The organism is Flavobacterium zhairuonense, from assembly GCF_004352915.1.
Taxonomy (GTDB): domain Bacteria; phylum Bacteroidota; class Bacteroidia; order Flavobacteriales; family Flavobacteriaceae; genus Flavobacterium; species Flavobacterium zhairuonense.
In genome coordinates, this window is record NZ_SJSY01000070.1 from 125676 (window position 1) to 144616 (window position 18941).

Below are 18941 nucleotides of genomic sequence, written 5' to 3' on the forward strand. Positions count from 1 at the left end.
CAAAGTTCGCACAAATATTTAATTCTTTTTTCCAAAAAATGACAAATTCAATTGGTCATTTATCAGTGCAGTACATCACTTAACCTGACTTTTATCAGTATAAGAGAAATAAATTTGTGCCATAATTTCAGATTTTGAGTTTTATGTATTTCAAAAAAATTACCTTATTATTTTTCTTGATTCTAGCCTCAATTGGTTATTCACAAACCTTGTCTTTAAAAGAAGCAATAAAAACAGGTCTTGAAAACTACGGTTCGATCAAAGCAAAAAACAATTACGCCAGTGCCTCAAAAGAGACATTAAAACAATCTCGACGTGATTATCTTCCTAATCTTAATTTATCTGCACAACAAGATTACGGAACTATTAATGGACAAAACGGTGCATTATATGGATTTAATGGTTTAGGAACTGCTTCTTCTGGACCAGCGTTGCCAGAACAAAACTGGAATTCAGCTTTTGGCGCATTATATCTGGTAAACATGAACTGGGATTTTTTCACTTTCGGAAAAACACAGGAAAAAATCAATTTAGCAAAAGTTGATGTTCAGGCAAAAGAAAAAGATTTGCAGCAAGAAGAATTCCAACAGAAAATTAAAATTTCGGCTGCTTATTTGAATTTATTGGCAAGCCAAAGGTTACTGATTTCACAGCAAAAGAATTTAAGCCGTGCAGAAGTTTTCAAAAAGACAGCTGTTGCCCGAGTTAAAAACGGATTATTGGCTGGCGTAGATTCAACCTTGGCGACTGCTGAAGTTTCAAAAGCGAAAATTGCGCTGAATCTTGCCCGAAACTTTGTCAAAGAACAAAACAACAAATTAGTCGATTTGATGGGAGTTGCACCTCAGGATTTTATTGCAGATACTTTGTTTGTTAATCAAATTCCGAAAGAAGTTTTAAAATCAATAGTTTCAACAGACAGTCTTCACCCTTTATTGCAGTATTACAAAACAAAGATTGATTACAGCAATCAACAGGTTAAATTGTACAAACGTTTTTATTATCCTACGATGAGTGCTTTTGGTGTTTTGCAAACTAGAGCTTCGGGTTTTGAAACGGGTTATGCTGTCGATCAATCGAATTTCAGTCGAAATTATTGGGATGGCGTAAATCCGGATCGTTCAAATTACTTGGTTGGAGTCGGAATCACTTGGAATTTGACAACGCCTTTTAGGGCAAACAAACAAGTGACTTCGCAAAAATTTGTTTCTCAAGCTTTGCAGGAAGAATACAATCAAGCCAGCAGAGAATTGAAGTCGCAACTGACTTTTGCCGAAGATAAAATAAAAATCACTTTAGAAAATTATGCCGAAGCGCCAATTCAAGTCAATGCTGCACAACGCGCTTACGTTCAAAAATCGACCTTATACAAAAACGGCCTAACCGATTTGACCGATTTGACTCAAACCATGTTTACACTAAATCGCGCCGAAATTGACCGTGATATCGTCAACAACAATGTATGGCAGTCGTTTTTGCTAAAAGTGGCAGCAACAGGAGATTTTGACCTATTTATGAATGAATTTTAATTATAAAGCCAAATGAATTTAATACGCTTTGCACTCCGCAAACCCATCTCCATATTAGTATTGGTTGCGGGTCTATTTTTCTTCGGAATTGGTGCCATAAAGGACATTAAGGTAGATATTCTGCCAAAAATGAACTTGCCGGTAATTTATATTGCGCATCCCTTTGGAGGTTATACGCCAGACCAAATGGAGGCTTATTTTGCTAAAAACTACGTAAACGTTTTGCCTTTCTCGAATGGTATCAAATCTGTAGAAACTAAAAATATTCAAGGGTTAATGATTATGAAATTAACCTATTACGAAGGAACAAACATGGCTCAGGCTGCCGCCGAGTTGAGTGCGCTTTCAAACAGAATCCAAGCGGCTTTTCCTCCGGGAACGCAACCTCCGTTTATCATTCGTTTTGATGCTTCTTCACTTCCAATTGGACAATTGGTTTTGAGCAGTAAAATACGTTCAAACAACGAATTACAGGATTTAGCCAACGTTTATGTTCGTGCTTCTTTCACTGCAATTCCTGGTTTATTATCTCCAGCTCCCTTTGGCGGAAGCCCAAGAACAATTGAGGTTAACGTAGATCCAGATTTATTGCGTTCTCACAATATGACGCCAGACCAAATTGTAGAAGCGATTCGTTTAAACAACCAAACGGCTCCATCTGGAAACGTGCGTATGGGCGACAAAAACTATATTACGCCAACCAACAATACGATTAAAGAAGTTAAAGATTTTGAGCAAATTCCGTTATTCAAAGGAGGCGTTCAAAACCTAAAATTAGGTGATGTAGCAGTTGTAAAAGACGGTGCCGATATTACGGCAGGTTATGCCTTGGTGAACGGAAAACGTTCTGTTTACATCAGTATTGCAAAAGCGGGAGATGCTTCGACTTGGGATGTGGTACAGAAATTAAAAGCTGAATTGCCTAAAATCCAAAGCACACTTCCTGAAGATGTAAAATTATCTTATGAATTTGACCAATCAGTTTATGTAATCAACTCGGTTAAAAGTTTGATTACTGAGGGAATCATTGGTGCGGTTTTGACGGGATTAATGGTTTTATTATTCTTAGGCGACCGCCGTGCAGCTTTAATCGTAATTATGACGATTCCAATTTCGATTATTTCTGGAGTTTTATTCCTGAAATTATTCGGACAAACGATCAACTTAATGTCATTATCAGGATTGGCTCTTGCAATTGGTATTTTGGTGGACGAAAGTACCGTAACCATCGAAAATATCCACCAGCATCTCGACATGGGAAAACCAAAAGCACTCGCCATTTGGGATGCCTGTCAAGAAATTGCTTTGCCTAAATTATTGATCTTGCTTTGTATTCTAGCTGTATTTGCACCAGCTTTTACAATGGTTGGTATTCCGGGAGCGTTGTTCTTGCCTTTGGCTTTAGCAATTGGTTTCTCAATGGTAATTTCATTCTTGTTGTCTCAGACTTTTGTGCCTGTAATGGCAAACTGGATGATGAAAGGACACGGCAAACACGAACATGCACCTGAAATTACAGACGACGAAGCAGAGTTTAACGCTTGTGGATTAACACCTGAATCTGAGCAAAATTTAATTGGTCAGAAGAAAGATATGGTTGAAAGAGAAGATTTCAACGATGATGGAAAAGTAAGTGGTTTCGAAAAATTCAGAAATCGTTTCATGCGAACTTTAGATCGTTTGTTTGTTCATAAAAAAGCGACGACTATTATTTATCTAACTAGTTCGGTAATACTTGCTGTTTTGTTTATTAGCTTCATTGGAAAAGATGTTTTTCCAAGAACAAATTCAAGTCAGTTTCAATTGAGAATGCGTGCTGTTGACGGAACGCGTTTAGAACGAACAGAAGAACAAGCAAGAATTGTTTTGAAAGAATTGGAAAAAATGGTTGGAAAAGATCATATCGGAATTTCATCTGTATATGTCGGCCAGCACCCTTCTCTATTCTCGATCAACCCGATTTATTTGTTCATGGCAGGTTCTCACGAAGCGGTTTTCCAAGTAAGTTTGAAAGATTACGAAGCAGATATGGACGACTTTAAAGATGAATTTAGAGCAAGACTTAAAAAAGTACTTCCAAATACGAAGCTTTCTTTTGAGCCAATCGAATTGACTGATAAAGTTTTAAGCCAAGGTTCTCCTACTCCAATTGAGATTCGAGTTGCCGGAAAAGACAAAAAGAAAAATGAATTGTACGCTACCCAGATTGTAGATAAATTAAAAGCGATTTCGTATTTCAGAGATGTGCAAATTGGTCAACCAATTCATTATCCAGCAATGAATATTGATATTGACAGAACTCGTGCTGCCGAATTAGGAGTTGATATGAATGATATTTCTCGTTCACTTGTAGCTTCGACCTCATCATCACGTTATACAGAAAAAAACAACTGGGTTGACGAAAAAGCAGGATTATCCTATTCTGTTCAAGTTCAGGTTCCATTGAATAAAATGAAAAGCAAAACCGATATTGGAGAAATTCCAGTATTGAAAAACTCGCTTCGTCCCGTTTTAAGTGACGTTGCTAAAATTACGCCAGGCTTTGTGAGTGGTGAAAATGACAATTTAGGGGCCATGCCATACATTACTGTAACAGCAAACATCTATAAGACCGATTTGGGGACGGCTTCTAAAGATGTGAGCAAAACAATTAGTTCTCTTGGCGAATTGCCACGTGGTTTGTTTATCACGCCAATTGGACTAAGTACTGTATTGACCGAAACATTAAGCAGTTTACAAACAGGATTATTGGTTGCCGTTTTCGTAATCTTCTTAATGTTGGCCGCTAATTTCCAATCGTTCAAAGTTTCGCTGGTAATCTTAACAACAGTTCCTGCGGTAGTTTTAGGATCATTGCTAATGCTGACGCTTACGGGTTCAACACTAAACTTGCAATCATACATGGGAATCATCATGTCGGTTGGGGTTTCTATTGCCAACGCCGTACTTTTGGTTACCAATGCGGAGCAATTGCGCAAAATAAATGGTAATGCCTTAGAATCTGCTCGTGAAGCGGCTGCGTTGCGTCTTCGTCCAATTATCATGACTTCGGTTGCGATGATTATGGGTATGTTGCCAATGGCAATCGGACATGGCGAAGGAGGCGATCAGGTTTCTCCGTTAGGAAGAGCGGTTATTGGAGGATTATTATTTTCTACTTTTGCTGTATTGTTGATCCTGCCGCAGATATTTGCTTGGGCACAAGAAAAAACATCGACACAATCTGTTTCTTTAGATCCAGAAGACGAAGAAAGCATCCATTATATTTCATCAATAAGTAAGTCGAAATTTGGAAAGTCATAACTCATTGAGTGTAATTATTTTTTTAACACATAGAAACATAGATTTTAGTTTTAAATAAAAAAAGGTAAAAGAAAAAACTAGTTTTCACACATAGCTATGTGCATTGAAACAAGTGAAACGCCTTTACCCATAAAGAAGAGCTATGATTCTATGTGTTAAATTAAATTTTAAACACTTTCATCCAAAAGCTTAAAACATATTTATTATATAAAACCAAAAAATGAAAAACAACATTATAAAATCTACAGCGATACTATTTACAGCTTTAGTAGCACTAAGCAGCTGTGAAAAGAAAAAAGAAGAAACTGTGGCACCAGAAATCGAGCCTAAAGTTGAAACTTTCCTTTTATCGAAAGAAAAACTGACTACAGAGTTGCGTTTGCCTGCCGAATTAACAGGTTTCCAACAAGTTGATTTGTATGCAAAAGTGAGCAGTTTCGTAAAAACATTAAAAGTCGATATTGGTTCCAAAGTAAAAAAAGGACAGCTTTTGATTGTTTTAGAAGCACCTGAAATCAGTTCACAAGTTGCGGCGGCTGAATCGAGATTAAAATCGATGGAAGCCATTTACGCAACCAGCAAAAGCACATACAACCGTTTGTACGAAACAAGCAAAGTGGAAGGAACGATTTCTAAAAATGATTTAGAAATGGCGAACGGAAAGAAAAACTCTGATTACGCACAATATCAAGCAGCAATTGCAGCACACAAAGAAATCTCGATTATGAGAGGTTATCTTGAAATTCGCGCTCCGTTTGACGGTGTTGTAGCGGCTAGAAATGTGAATTTAGGAACATTTGTTGGCCCGCAAGGAAAAGGTTCAGATTTGCCTTTATTGACAATTCAAGAGCAATCAAAATTACGTTTGGCGGTTTCTGTACCAGAATTGTACACAGGCTATTTGCACCAAGGCGACAATATGAGTTTTAATGTAAAATCATTGCCAGATACTTTTACAGCAAAAATTACTAGAATGTCTGGCGCTTTAGATTTGAAGTTACGTTCTGAAAGAGTCGAAATGGACGTTCACAATACAAAAGGCGATTTATTGCCTGGAATGGTTGCTGAAGTTTTATTACCGCTTAACGCGAAAGACAGCACATTTGTAGTTCCGAAATCAGCAGTAGTAAGTTCTGCAGAAGGAATTTATGTGGTAAAAGTGGTAAACCACAAAGCCACAAGAGTTGACATTAAAAAAGGAAGAGAAATCGACGATAAAATTGAAATTTTCGGTGATTTAACTCCAAACGATAAATTGGTAAAAATTGCCAGCGAAGAAACTAAAGAAGGCGATACAATAAACGAATAACCTGCGTTTAGTCTTCTTTTTAGTAGATTACCCAAAAACTGTACGCATTTACGAATGCGGCATTTTAAAATTTGATTTGGTTTTAAAATGCAAAATTAAATTTATTTTGAAAAGAGAGCGGTGCTATTTTTAGTGCCGCTCTTTTTTTTTGTTGAAGAAATAATCTCGCAAAGTCGCAGAGTCGCAAAGTTTTTATTATCTATTTTTGTCATTTCGACCGAAGGGAGAAATCACACTAGAAACTCCGCAAAGTATGTCGCCAATCTTTGTCGATCAACGGGTGTGATTTCTCCCTTCGGTCGAAATGACAAACTGTACGCATTGATCAATTGTACGAAATGATAAAACTGTACAAAAAACACGTATATTCATACAAAAAAAATAAAATGTTTAATCCTCAAATTGGCTTTCATAGTTATTATGTCTATATCATAACTAATGAACATCGAACATCTTTTTACATTGGTGTTACAAATAACTTAAAACAAAGACTTGCAAAACATAAAGAAAATATAGATTTAAATATCAGTAGTTTCGCCGCAAAATATAATATTCAGTTTTTAGTTTATTACGAAAAATTCGCTTGGATACAGGAAGCAATCGCGCGAGAAAAAGAATTGAAAAAATGGCGAAGAGATAAGAAAATTGAATTGATAAGGAGTTTTAATGAAACTTTTGAATTTCTAAATTTTCATTTTGAATAAGTTTTACTTTCTTTCAAATCTTTGTCGATATACATGTGTGATTTCTCGTTTCTCGAAATGATAAACTACACGTTTAACATCATTTTGTCATTTCGACCGAAGGGAGAAATCACACTAGAAGCTCCGCAAAGTAAGTCTCAAATCTTTGTCGATATGCGTATGTGATTTCTCCCTTCGGTCGAAATGACAACCTGAACGCAAAAAAAAATAAAAACTTTACAAAATCTTAGCGAACTTAGCGGTTAAAATCAAAAACAAATGATTGATATAAAAACATTTGACCAAGCAGAAGATTTACAAAATCCGAGACGTGTATTGAAATATGTGCTTCTATTTTGTACATCGGGTGAAATGACGCTTTCTGTGGATGAAAACGAATATACACTTATTAAAAATTCAGTCATTACCATAACTTCTGGTCAAATTCATTTTATTAAAAACAGCTCAAATGCAACCGGATTTGTTCTTGAATTTACTTATGATTTTTTCTGCAAAAATGATAATGATATCGAACTCATTTTTCACAACAGTTTGTTCTGCCATTTTGCAATGAATGAAGTTATCAAAGTCGACAATGACAAAATGGTTGTTGATACGCTCAAACTTATTGAAAAAGAAATTGCTGAAAAACCTTATCAATACCTCATCTCTATTCATAATTATATCGAATTGATTTTAATCGAAATCAATCGTTCTAAAATAAAACTTGGAGAAGAAATCTACAAACCCGATGCTTTGTTTCTCCATTTTCTGGAAGCGATTCGAGGCAATTTTGACAAAAATCTTTCGGTTGCTGAAATTGCCAATTTAATTGGAACTACCGAAGCCAAACTCAACAAACTCTCCAAACTGCATTGCAATAAAACCGCTCAAAACATCATCTTCGGATTGCTAATTTCTGAGGCAAAACGTTTGTTTACTTACGAGAAATTATCGGTTAAAGAAACGGCTTATGCTTTGGGGTTTAATGATCCGTTTTATTTTTCGAACTTCTTCAAAAAGCATACTAATATTTCTCCTAAATCTTATAAGGAAAAAGTAGCGGATTTATAATTTACAATTCTTTGCGCATAATTTTTTAAACACATAGAGACATAGGTTTAAAATGTGGTTAAAAGAATGTAAAAGAGAAACTAGTTTCTCAACACATAGCTATGTTTATTAATACAAGTGAAACGCCTTAGTACGTGTGCAAAATCTATGTTTCTATGTGTTTAAATAAATCGAAAAGAATATCCCATTACATGCTTTTTCCAAGATTCTCTATTCTTTAAAAAGCACCACCGCCCGATCTTTGTATCTGATTAATAACTAACAAAATAGTTTATGAAAAGATATCAGGATTTTGCCACTTTGCTTTTACGAATCGCAATGGCAATTGGATTTTTATCCGCCGTTTTGAGTCGGTTAGGCTTGTTGGGAAAACAATCTTCGGGCTGGGAAAATTTTCTGGCTTACGCCGAACAAGTCAATTCTTTTTTGCCTAAAAGTTTTATTCCGCCAATAGCAATTATCAGCACTTTTCTAGAATCCTTTTTTGCTGTTTTATTGTTGATTGGATATCAAACTAGAAAAACGGCTTTTGGCGCTTCAGTCCTCACTTTTTTGTTTGCGCTGGCAATGACGTATTCTTTCGGAATTAAAGAACCTCTTGATTATTCTGTATTTGTGTTTTCGATGGGCGCTTTTCTTTTAGCAACAATCGAAAAATACAACTGGAGCTTAGATGAATTTCTTTCAAAAAATTAAACAATTAAAAATCAATTAAAAATGGAAAAACAAATTGCAAAAACAAGCGAATTAAACTGGAAACCTCTTATTGAAGAAGGAGTTAATACAGACGGTATTTTTTATAAAGTGCTATGTTTTGACGAAACTGCCAACAGACCGAAAACTTTTTTACTAAAATTTGAAGCAGGAGCTTCGTACCCAAATCATCTTCATCCATCTGGAGAGGAAATCTTTGTTCTTGAAGGTGAAGTGCGCTCTGCAAAAGATGAACTAAAAGCAGGTGATTATTTGTATATGCCACCTGAAAGCACACATTCTGTCTTTTCTAAAAATGGTTGTACGCTTTTGTTTATAGTACCAGAAGAAGTTGTGATTTTGAAATAAACAAAATTTCAAAAAAAAGCCAAAGGCTTGACCCATATTGTAGAGCTGTCCCGAGGCTTCGGGATCAGTCCTGCTTAAATTGAATTACATGAGGTAAAAAATTATACCCGATAGCGCGGATTTGCAATCCGTTCCCGCAAAGATTGTCTGGCACGTTATTTTAATGACTTACATTGCCTTAAACTGCTACGGGCACGGATTGCAAATCAGCGCTATCGATCTTGTAGATATATCTATGCGGTTTATTTTTTGTTTGAAGTTTTTTATAAAAAACACAGCCGTTATGGTTTTCCGTAATGTTCATCTCAAAATAATATTTACTTTTCAACTGATAAAAAATCCTTTAAATTTTCTTGGTTTAAAAAAGTTCACATGAATACAAAACTATTTCATAACAAGACAAAGGAAAAATAAAAACCACAATTCAAAACGTCAAGTTTAACAAATAAAAAAAACTCAAAACCAAAATATCAAAATGAAGCCAAAACTATTACTTGCCACGATGGGAATCTTTTTATCATTTGCTTGCAGTCAAAAAAATAACTTGACAGCAACTGAAACGGAGTTAATAAAAAAAGTAAACTTTGATACCGATTTACTTGTAGAGTTAAAAGAACTCACAAAAAGTGATTTCAAACAACTGCCTTTAATTGACGAAGAAACAGGCGAAATGCATTCGGATAAATTCTATGATGGTGTTTACACAGAAGCCACAGACGATCAAGCAGTAAAATTTGTCAAAGAACTTAAAAATAAATTTAGAGATAAAGGTTATTTAGTCTTTGAATTTGAGACTAATGACGATAAGAAAGCGGTGGCTGTAATTAAAGGTACAGATGATCTCGACATTATTAGATACAGAAAAACGGACGGCATAAATTATGATTTGGATAATACGGCGTTAGTGGCCAAAATTTCTGAGTGGAAAACAAAATATGGCTTGGTAATAATTGGTTGTAGCAGGGACTGGGTTAACCTTGAATTTAATAAATTACCTTCTGATTTAGATGCATTTGCAAAAGAAGTTTATGCTTTTTGTCCAGATTCTATTGATCAAGGCGTTGGCTCTTTAGACAATCTAAAAGAAGCAATCAAAGAAATGAACGGACTATGGTTGTGGTGGGATTAAATAAAAAAATTCACAATCATTTTATAAAAACATATAACTTTCTCTAGCCAATAAAACCAAAACCATGAAAAAAACAATAATCACATTCCTAATTACAGTATGCGCAGCAATCAGCGTGAATTCACAAACAAAATTTGATTTGCCAGAAAATATAGAACTTAAGAGAGACTCGGATTATGCTAAATATGAAAATGATATTGTCAGCGCTGCAAAATGGCTGGAAGAAACCGATTTAGATAAAGAAACAGACAAGAGAAAACAAGTTGATGCTTTTATTATAAAATGGGTATCCGGAACTCCAAATATCACGGTCGAAATGAATAGTTCTCTAATGAAATTGTATGGCAAAAACAATGAATTATTGGCTTTGTATATGGCAAGTTATTCAGCATATTTTCTACAAAACACAACTGCCGATAAAACTGCTGCAGTTAAAGCCGGAATAATCTCTATGATAAATGTCTATAAAAAAGGAATTTCGATTGCAAAAAGTAAAGAAATGGAGAAAGCAATCGAGGCGTTTGATCAAAATAAATTCGACGAATATATTGCAAAAAACTTTGGATAACTTTTGTTGGCGCGAGTGTATTACTCGTGAATAAAAAACTACCTAAATATTTCACTAAAAAATTTATGGCCAAAAATTCCGAAGACTGGCAAGAAACTAGAAAAATTTATCTGGCCGTTTCTACGCTTTGTTTTCTTCTTGGAACTTTCTTTTTTATCAGAGTAATAACTGGAAGTTACATCATTCAATTGTCAGATCTTGTCGTTTGCGAAAATCTAATAACTTCTGAAGGAGCAAAATTCAAAGAAACCAAAGGAAAACATAGCCAAAAATGGATCGAATTTAAATGCATTGATAACAAAAGTACTTTCAAGATTATCGATTATGATTATAGATGCGTCGTTGACGATGATATACTAAATGCAATAAAAGCGGGTGATACAATTTCGCTTTCAATTTTAAAAAGCGATATAGATGATTTTGATAACGATACTGCTTGTGAAATTCATTCGCTCGTAAAAAACGGCAAAGAATATTTAGACTTTAATTGCAGAAACAAAGAAGACAATGGAGATGGCGAAAGAGCATTTATACTATTATTTGCCATAACCATTATGACTGGAATAGTATTTTTATTTGCTAAAAAACCAAAGTTTTTTGATCATGTAAATCCAAAATTTATAATCTGGATTGTTATAATAGTACTTTTCTTTGCCACACTTTCAGGATGTCAAAATAACAAATTCGATTATGATCCTTCTTTGCCATATCCGGAATTAAAAGTTGGCGAACGATGGGATGATAAATACGACAATCGGGGTTTGCAAAATGGTATCGTTAAAGGTGATTTTCTGTATGTCAATACCATTAATATTTCCGAAGGAAAAGAGTTTCTGTATTGTTTAAATCTTGAAACCAAAAAAGTAACATGGAAAAACGAAGTAGATTTATACGCTTCGCAACCTGTTTGTATTAGTCAAAATCGAATCTATTACGTTAGTTATGTTGGCAGCATTTATTGCTTTTCAGCAGTTGGTAAAAAATTGTGGTCCCTAAAACCTGACGTCTATCATATGGCAGACCAACTTAAGACTGTCAATGATAATTTAGTGCTTACGAATGCGAACCATGAAGTTTTTGAATTTGATAAAAATTCTGGAAAAATAGTAACGCAATATGTTATAACAGAATAAAATAGCAAATTCAATTTCATAAGCCTTCGACTTCGCTCAGGGTGACAATTGGATTCTTAAAAAACGAAGTCAGCTAAAATTTTGAAGAAATTTAAAATTGCTGAATCTGGATTTAAGTTTCGATTTAGTTCTTACTTTTTAATTCCTATATTCGTCCAGAAAAATAAAATTCTTACAAAACTATTAATTGATTAAACAACAAAAAATTACAAAATAAAAAACTGAATGAAATATAAAATTACTCTACTTCTTTTTTTAGCTGTTTTTACATTTACCAATGCTCAAACTATAGATGCAACTTTAGTCGAATTAAATTTTCGTGAAGATAGCGACCCTCAAAAATTAACGCCTTTCAAATCTGGATTCTTTTTTACTGCAACAGATGGTTACTTTAAAAAATTTGGCCGGGAATTATGGTACTCAAACGGTACAACAAAAGGTACATCAATGGTTAAAGACATTAAGCCAGGGCAATCTTCTTCGAACCCAAGTTCTTTAACTGTTGTTGAAAATCTGCTTTACTTTACAGCCTATGATGAGCATGGTACCGAATTATGGAAAAGTGATGGAACTGAAGCTGGGACATCATTAGTTAAAGATATAAAGCCAAACAATACTGATGAATATAATGGGCCGACAGAATTAATTGGCTGGAAAGGGAAATTATATTTTAATGCGAGTAATGAATTCAATGGTTCTGAACTCTGGACAAGTGACGGAACTGAAGCTGGAACGCATATGGTAAAAGATATAAATCCAAAAGGTAACGCCAGTCCTAGTAATTTATTCATTTTTAACAATGCTTTGTATTTCATAGCAGATGACGGAGTAAATGGGTTTGAACTTTGGATAAGTGATGGTACAGAATCAGGAACTAAGATGGTTAAAAATATTAGTCCAAATAGCTCAGGACTTACTTTTGGCAATCAATTTTTGATCCTGAATAACAATTTTTATTTTTTCGCAAATAATACGTTTAATAATTATGAGCTATGGAAAAGTGATGGTACAGAATCTGGAACTCAAATGGTCAAAGATATCAATGCCAGTAATAATTCCATCACCACAATCTTAAAAGGAGTTTCTCTTGATAATTTGATAATTTTTGAAGTTAATGATGGCATTAATGGTTCTGAAATATGGAAAAGTGATGGTACAGAATCTGGAACAATGATGGTCAAAAACATCAATAATACAGCAACAAGCAGTATAAGTTATGATAATAAATTCGTCGTGTTTAATAATGAAGCTTACTTTTTAGCAAATGACAATGTAAATGGAACAGAAATATGGAAAACTAATGGGACAGCAAGTGGTACAATTTTATTAAAAGACATTAGTGAAGGACCATCATCAGTATGGATAGAAAAAATTCATGTGGATAAAGCAAATAACAAGCTTTTATTTTATTCCACAAGTACTAATTACCCAGAAAAAAAACTTTGGGTAAGTGACGGTACAGCAACTGGTACATTCAAATTATCAGATGTTCAAGCAAGTAATATCTCAGGAATAGAACAAAGCTTTGTTTCTGTTAATAATAAGACATACTTAACAGGGCAAACTGAAAAAGAAGGTAATGAACTATGGAGTACAGATGGTACAAAATCCGGAACTTCGTTTTTTGCCGATTTAAATTATTCAAATAGTAGTTATGCCTCTAAATTTACTAATGTAAACGGAAATCTTTTTTTTAGTGCAAATGGGAAACAATCCGGAAATCAATTGTTTAAAAGCGATGGTACTGTTCTGGGTACTAAAATGATTAAAGATATAAATCCAGGCTATAATGGCATGGACAATTTATCTGAAATGAAAGCAATAAACGGTACTTTATTTTTTAGTGGAATCGATGCTACTCATGGTTATGAATTATGGAAAAGCGACGGAACTGAAAATGGAACTATCATGGTTAAAGACATAAACCCAGGCAACAAAAGCAGTTTGCAAAATTATAACGACAAACAATCTTTTACTGTCATAAATAACATTCTTTATTTTTCTGCTGACAATGGTTTAAATGGTTTTGAATTATGGCGAAGTGACGGAACTGAATCAGGAACCTACATGATAAAAGATATAGCAACTGATAGAAGTAGTTATCCGAGAAGTTTTACCTCCTTGAACAATACAATTTACTTTATTGCTAATGATCTAACCGGAAGTGCATTATGGACAACTGATGGTACTCAATCTGGAACAATTAAAATAACAAATTTGAACGATATGAGGGTTCTACAAACCGTGAACAACAAATTGTTTATAGTTGCAGAAACATCTGGAACATCGTATGGACCACATGATGTATGGGTTTCAGACGGAACGGCGTCTGGAACAAGTCATATCAAAAGTTTTGGAGATAATATAGATAGTGATATCCAAATAACTGCCTCACTTAAAAATGAAATATATTTTGTTGCCAGAAGTCCCGAAAGTTATAATAAGGCAGTTTATAAAACTGATGGAACAATTGGAGGTACCGTTTTATTGTTTGATGGAGCAACACATCCAATATCAAATCTTGATATAAATACAATTTTAACATGTGGTGAATATGTTTATTTTGTGATTGAAGATTACTTAAGGATTCCTAGAGAACTGTGGAGAACTAATGGCAAAATAACAGAGCAGGTTGCTAACACAGAAACTGCTGTTTTTACCTATATCAGAGGTTTGACATGTTTTAATAAAAATTTATTATATTTTCTTGAAACGTTCCCTCATAAAGTGTCGATGATCAATGATCAATTAGCTCAACCAGTAGAGTTAGATATAAACCTTTCAAATGGCCAAAAATTTGCTGACAATGAAGGTATTGAAGAATTAGGAGCAACGGATAATACTTTATATTTCAGAGCACGAACTGATATTAGTGGAAATGAACTTTATATTGCGAAAATAAATAGCCCAAACTTGAGTACTATTGATCATAATAATATCAAAAATAATGACCTAAAACGTGTAAGTGTTTATCCTAACCCAGCTAATAAAATAATAAATATTAAATCTTTTGATAATTCTGAAATTGTTAAGTTCGAGATATGGGATGTAAATGGAAAAAAAATTCAGGAACAATTTAATGAAGACTTAAAAGGCGAAATTAAATATGATGTAAGCTGGTTGCATACAGGAATCTATTTTATGAAAGTATTACTTTCAGACGGAAAAGTGAACAATGTAAAAATCATAATTAATCACTAATAATTACAATTTTATAGTACTCCGCAAAGTCTTCTGATTTTGCGGAGTTTTTTTTTTAGCATAAATACAAAATGCTTAAAATGAACCTATATCACTTTTATAGTGAAATAAAACCTATTTAGCTGGTGTAATAACGATATTGCGATATTCCACAGGACCGTGGTCTCCCTGAAGAAATATTGGGCCGGGTTCGCTTTCATTACTATCAATCGCTCCACCTGTAATTCCGGGAATATTCTGATTGCTGATTACTGTTTTACCATTGGCAACAAGCGTTACCATTCTGCCGATCAGAGTAATATCATACGTATTCCATTCGCCGGCTTCTTTGGCAACCATTTCATTGGGAACTAATAGTCCGTAAATCGCTCCCATTTGGTCCAGAGCCGGTTCCATTCCTTTGCCATCTGTCACCTGCACTTCATAACGACCGCGAAGATACACACCGCTATTACTGTGTTTTGGAATACGAAATTCTATATGAAGTTTAAAATCATTAAATTTCTCGTTGGTCACCAAATTTACACCCGATTTTGGACTACGCAAAATACCATTTTCCAAAATCCACTGGCTAATGCCTTCTGTGTGCCATTCTTTCATAGAATTACCATTAAGAAGATGAATCGGTTTATCCCAAACAGACGAAGTAGTACGGCGAAGTTCAGGAGCGCGAACACCAGTCCAGGTTTGGGTTTTTCCATCAACCGTTTGTAAGGTTCCGAATATTTTTTCACCTTCAATTTCGCCTTCTACGCGAAGAGCGTTGCTTCCTTTCTCCCACTGCGGTGGTATTGAAAAGCTAAATTTTCGATCCTGAACATGAATTTCAGCTATTGGACGCGCACTGCCTACTACGCACATAAATTGTCCGACAAGCGTTTTGGGGCCCGAGCGTCTAATTTCGAGCCAGGCTGGCGCAGGTTTTCCTTCGACATCAATGGTTATATCCCAAAAGCCTTTTAAAGTATCCTTTTCAACTGCATAAAGATTGTTGCTGATTTGGCTAGCAAAAAGAGTCAAGAACAGGCTAAATATCAAAATCTGGTTACGGAAATTTGGAAATGCTGTGGTTTTGGTTTTCTGGTTCATGTATTTTTTTTGATATTAAAGATAATTAATTTTCAAAAGAAATCTATTTTGGAGTCAAATCTGTAAGATTGGAGCAAGAGCCAAAGGTTCAACCAATACTGGTATTGTTGGACTTTAATCCATTTTAAAAACGAATGTATTAACGTGGAAATTTGTTTCGTAAAAATTATTATCTAAATTGGACTGAAGTCCAGCTCTACAATATTGGTCATTCCTTCGGAATTTTCGTTTTCATTGAAATGAAAATTTTATTTCAGATCCTTCTTAATCACCAAATATTTCAAATCGGTTTTTCCTGCATTACTGATTCCGTGTTCTGCATTTGGAGGGCAATATAAACTTGTGTTTGGCCCCACAACAACTGTTTTTCCATCCAAGAAAAAAGAAGCTGAACCTTCAAGAATATAAAAGAATTCTTCTTCCGGATGATGATGTGGTGCGTGTGTCGATTTTCCTGGTTCAACTATACTCATTTTCAAGGTATTTTCCTGAGTGAAGTTCTTGTCGGCAAACCAATATTGATAACCAACTTTTGTTTTTGTCGCTTTATTTAAATCAAAATGATTGACGCAGTTTTCGATTGTGTATTGTGGTTCTGATGGAGTTTTTTCTTTTTTTATTTCCTGTGCATTTACAGCTTGTTGCATGAATAACGCAATAATTGGAATGGTGATGGTTGATGCTAGTTTCATTTTCTTTTTTTTTGTAATGTTACGAAAAAATGCTTTTTGATAAATTGAGATCAAAAGAAATTCTTCAATTACAAGGAAATTTGAATCCAACTTTGCAGAATATCAGAAATAAAAACTACTTTTAAAACCGCTTCAAAGGCAACTTTTAAATCTTATTATAATGACTCAATTCCAACTTAAAATAAAATCACTCTTTTTATTTTTTATTACTTTAAATTTTATATCTGCCCAGACATCAAAAGAAAAAAGCCAAACTTTAATAGCAAAAGGCGCAGTTCTCACAAAACTATCCGATCAATTCAGTTTTACAGAAGGGCCAGCTTCAGATAAGAAAGGAAATATTTATTTTACAGATCAGCCTAATAATCGAATCATGAAATGGTCGGTTAATGGCGAACTTTCTGTTTTTATGGAAAATGCAGGAAGAGCCAACGGAATGTATTTTGATCATGAAGGCAACCTTTTGGCTTGCGCCGATGAAAAAAATGAGCTTTGGAAAATAGACAAAAACAAAAACCATTCTGTATTACTAAACAACTTCGAAGGAAAAAGACTGAATGGCCCTAATGATCTTTGGGTCGATCCAAAAGGTGGCATCTATTTTACAGATCCTTTTTACCAAAGAGATTACTGGAAACATACCTCTAAAGAAATAGAGAAAGAGTGTGTTTACTATTTATCTCCAGATAAATCCAAAATAATCAACGTTGGAAATGACCTTGTAAAACCTAATGGCATTATTGGAACTTCGGATGGGAAAACCTTATATGTAGCTGATATAGGAGCAAATAAAACATACGCTTATACCATCGAAAGTAACGGTTCTTTAGGCAAAAAAACGCTTTTTACTGAATCAGGTTCAGATGGAATGACAATAGACGAGTTCGGCAACATTTACTTATGCGGAAAAGGAGTTACGATATTCAATCCACAAGGAGAAAAAATAGCTCATATTGATGTTCCTGAACCATGGACAGCTAATATTTGTTTTGGAGGTAAAAAATTTAAAACATTATTTATTACTGCAAGTAAAAGTGTTTATACATTAGAAATGAATGTTCGGGGAATGAAATAATCGTTCCTATTTCTCTTGTTTATTTTTTGCCCTTATCAGAATTTTGATTGAAATTTTATTCGTTAATGAGAAAATCAGACTTTTTTCAGAATCAAAAAACTTCAAAATCATCTTAATTTGATTCGGATTTAGTTTGAATTTTGCTTAAAATGAAATTTCACAAAAACACAAAACCTTTCGGAATATCTTATTTTAAAGGTGTTTTAGTTTTCTCTATGATTAAATAAGAAAATATTATGATAAAAATATTTTGTAATTCGAAAAACCGCCATACATTTGCCTAACAGTGTTAAACAATTTAATACTTAATCAAAATGGCTAGTAAAGATCGAATTTTAAGACAAAAAGAAGAGACAAGAAGTAACATTCTTGGGGCTGCTTATGACATCGTGAAAGAAGACGGCTGGAATGGTTTGAGTATGCGCAAAATTGCTGACAGAATTGAATATACTGCCCCTATTATTTATGAATACTTTTCTAATAAAGATGCTATTTTGACTGAATTGACTGGTCAAGGGTTTATTAAACTGGCAAAAGAATTAGAAAAAGCAAAAGCAAAATTTGAAAAACCTGAAGAACAATTAGAAGCCATGTGGATGGCGTATTGGGATTTTGCCTTTACAGATACCGAAATGTATCAGGTAATGTTTGGTGTTCAGATGAATTGCTGTTCGCAACAATGTTCACTTTCAGATTCGCCTTATATGATGTTCACTGCAGTTATTGCTGAAGTCATGAAAAACAGCAATCCGGATGCGGAAATTATTAAACAAAAGTATTTTACTTTCTTTTCTATTATTCATGGTTTGATTGCGATCAACATTATAAACCAAAATGGAGCATTAGAAAGTATCAACAATCAAATTTTGAAAGACGCTATTGGCGGTATTATCAAATCAATACAATAAAAAAATTTTCGATTTCACTTAACAGTGTAAAATAATTTAAGGACAATTTAAAAATCCTTTTTTTTGGAAGTTTTACTTAACACTGTTAGAAAATTTAATTAACGTAATTCGAGTTTTTTTACTCTTTTACTTAACAGTGATAAATAATTTAATACCGATTCAAAACAGAATCAAAAACAGCTAAAA

Annotated in this window: 15 protein-coding genes; 13 read left to right on the plus strand and 2 right to left on the minus strand. The window is 34.1% G+C overall.

Features of this window, described 5'->3' with window-relative positions; genetic code table 11:
- The first annotated feature begins 143 nt into the window (after positions 1-143).
- The 11 genes from EYY60_RS08235 (at position 144) to EYY60_RS08285 (ending at position 14991) form a co-directional block, all read left to right on the plus strand.
- Positions 144-1529, plus strand: coding sequence for a TolC family protein (locus EYY60_RS08235; RefSeq protein ID WP_132988906.1), 1386 nt, complete (start codon positions 144-146; stop codon positions 1527-1529).
- Between the two features lie 12 nt (positions 1530-1541).
- Positions 1542-4832, plus strand: coding sequence for an efflux RND transporter permease subunit (locus EYY60_RS08240; protein ID WP_132988907.1), 3291 nt, complete (start codon positions 1542-1544; stop codon positions 4830-4832).
- Positions 4833-5052: 220 nt separating this feature from the next.
- Positions 5053-6141, plus strand: coding sequence for an efflux RND transporter periplasmic adaptor subunit (locus EYY60_RS08245; protein WP_132988908.1), 1089 nt, complete (start codon positions 5053-5055; stop codon positions 6139-6141).
- A 386-nt stretch (positions 6142-6527) separates the two neighbouring features.
- On the plus strand, positions 6528-6845 hold the full coding sequence (locus EYY60_RS08250) for a GIY-YIG nuclease family protein (RefSeq protein ID WP_132988909.1): 318 nt from the start codon (positions 6528-6530) through the stop codon (positions 6843-6845).
- A 258-nt stretch (positions 6846-7103) separates the two neighbouring features.
- Complete coding sequence (locus EYY60_RS08255; protein WP_132988910.1) at positions 7104-7898, plus strand: helix-turn-helix domain-containing protein; 795 nt, start codon at positions 7104-7106, stop codon at positions 7896-7898.
- Between the two features lie 273 nt (positions 7899-8171).
- Positions 8172-8594 carry a DoxX family protein gene (locus tag EYY60_RS08260; RefSeq protein WP_132988911.1) on the plus strand — a complete coding sequence of 141 codons (423 nt, stop codon included), beginning with the start codon at positions 8172-8174 and terminating at the stop codon, positions 8592-8594.
- 21 nt (positions 8595-8615) lie between these two features.
- A complete protein-coding gene (locus EYY60_RS08265) occupies positions 8616-8960 on the plus strand; it encodes a cupin domain-containing protein (protein WP_132988912.1) in 345 nt (114 codons plus the stop codon).
- A 475-nt stretch (positions 8961-9435) separates the two neighbouring features.
- Positions 9436-10089 carry a DUF4253 domain-containing protein gene (locus EYY60_RS08270; protein WP_132988913.1) on the plus strand — a complete coding sequence of 218 codons (654 nt, stop codon included), beginning with the start codon at positions 9436-9438 and terminating at the stop codon, positions 10087-10089.
- Between the two features lie 64 nt (positions 10090-10153).
- Complete coding sequence (locus EYY60_RS08275) at positions 10154-10657, plus strand: hypothetical protein (RefSeq protein ID WP_132988914.1); 504 nt, start codon at positions 10154-10156, stop codon at positions 10655-10657.
- 65 nt (positions 10658-10722) lie between these two features.
- Positions 10723-11790 (plus strand): outer membrane protein assembly factor BamB family protein, encoded by a 1068-nt coding sequence (locus tag EYY60_RS08280; protein WP_132988915.1) that lies wholly within the window; start codon positions 10723-10725, stop codon positions 11788-11790.
- A gap of 225 nt (positions 11791-12015) precedes the next feature.
- On the plus strand, positions 12016-14991 hold the full coding sequence (locus tag EYY60_RS08285) for an ELWxxDGT repeat protein (RefSeq protein ID WP_132988916.1): 2976 nt from the start codon (positions 12016-12018) through the stop codon (positions 14989-14991).
- A 114-nt stretch (positions 14992-15105) separates the two neighbouring features.
- Here the strand turns inward: EYY60_RS08285 and EYY60_RS08290 are convergent, their stop codons facing one another.
- Positions 15106-16080, minus strand: a complete 975-nt coding sequence (locus tag EYY60_RS08290; RefSeq protein WP_132988917.1) for a 3-keto-disaccharide hydrolase — start codon at positions 16078-16080, stop codon at positions 15106-15108.
- Positions 16081-16328: 248 nt separating this feature from the next.
- The gene (locus tag EYY60_RS08295; RefSeq protein WP_132988918.1) at positions 16329-16772 is read right to left on the minus strand and encodes a cupin domain-containing protein; all 444 of its coding nucleotides are present in this window, start codon (positions 16770-16772) and stop codon (positions 16329-16331) included.
- Between the two features lie 160 nt (positions 16773-16932).
- On the opposite strand from EYY60_RS08295, the gene EYY60_RS08300 reads away from it, so the two are divergent.
- Both EYY60_RS08300 and EYY60_RS08305 read left to right on the plus strand, forming a co-directional pair.
- Complete coding sequence (locus EYY60_RS08300) at positions 16933-17847, plus strand: SMP-30/gluconolactonase/LRE family protein (RefSeq protein ID WP_132988919.1); 915 nt, start codon at positions 16933-16935, stop codon at positions 17845-17847.
- A 314-nt stretch (positions 17848-18161) separates the two neighbouring features.
- Positions 18162-18755, plus strand: a complete 594-nt coding sequence (locus EYY60_RS08305; RefSeq protein ID WP_132988920.1) for a TetR/AcrR family transcriptional regulator — start codon at positions 18162-18164, stop codon at positions 18753-18755.
- The last annotated feature ends 186 nt before the right edge of the window (positions 18756-18941 follow it).

What these genes read in the sequence shown, in the direction of transcription:
- EYY60_RS08235 (WP_132988906.1), top strand. Translation starts at nt 144, where the DNA reads ATGTATTTCAAAAAAATTACCTTATTATTTTTCTTGATTCTAGCCTCA.
- EYY60_RS08240 (WP_132988907.1), top strand. Translation starts at nt 1,542, where the DNA reads ATGAATTTAATACGCTTTGCACTCCGCAAACCCATCTCCATATTAGTA.
- EYY60_RS08245 (WP_132988908.1), top strand. Translation starts at nt 5,053, where the DNA reads ATGAAAAACAACATTATAAAATCTACAGCGATACTATTTACAGCTTTA.
- EYY60_RS08250 (WP_132988909.1), top strand. Translation starts at nt 6,528, where the DNA reads ATGTTTAATCCTCAAATTGGCTTTCATAGTTATTATGTCTATATCATA.
- EYY60_RS08255 (WP_132988910.1), top strand. Translation starts at nt 7,104, where the DNA reads ATGATTGATATAAAAACATTTGACCAAGCAGAAGATTTACAAAATCCG.
- EYY60_RS08260 (WP_132988911.1), top strand. Translation starts at nt 8,172, where the DNA reads ATGAAAAGATATCAGGATTTTGCCACTTTGCTTTTACGAATCGCAATG.
- EYY60_RS08265 (WP_132988912.1), top strand. Translation starts at nt 8,616, where the DNA reads ATGGAAAAACAAATTGCAAAAACAAGCGAATTAAACTGGAAACCTCTT.
- EYY60_RS08270 (WP_132988913.1), top strand. Translation starts at nt 9,436, where the DNA reads ATGAAGCCAAAACTATTACTTGCCACGATGGGAATCTTTTTATCATTT.
- EYY60_RS08275 (WP_132988914.1), top strand. Translation starts at nt 10,154, where the DNA reads ATGAAAAAAACAATAATCACATTCCTAATTACAGTATGCGCAGCAATC.
- EYY60_RS08280 (WP_132988915.1), top strand. Translation starts at nt 10,723, where the DNA reads ATGGCCAAAAATTCCGAAGACTGGCAAGAAACTAGAAAAATTTATCTG.
- EYY60_RS08285 (WP_132988916.1), top strand. Translation starts at nt 12,016, where the DNA reads ATGAAATATAAAATTACTCTACTTCTTTTTTTAGCTGTTTTTACATTT.
- EYY60_RS08290 (WP_132988917.1), bottom strand. Translation starts at nt 16,080, where the DNA reads ATGAACCAGAAAACCAAAACCACAGCATTTCCAAATTTCCGTAACCAG.
- EYY60_RS08295 (WP_132988918.1), bottom strand. Translation starts at nt 16,772, where the DNA reads ATGAAACTAGCATCAACCATCACCATTCCAATTATTGCGTTATTCATG.
- EYY60_RS08300 (WP_132988919.1), top strand. Translation starts at nt 16,933, where the DNA reads ATGACTCAATTCCAACTTAAAATAAAATCACTCTTTTTATTTTTTATT.
- EYY60_RS08305 (WP_132988920.1), top strand. Translation starts at nt 18,162, where the DNA reads ATGGCTAGTAAAGATCGAATTTTAAGACAAAAAGAAGAGACAAGAAGT.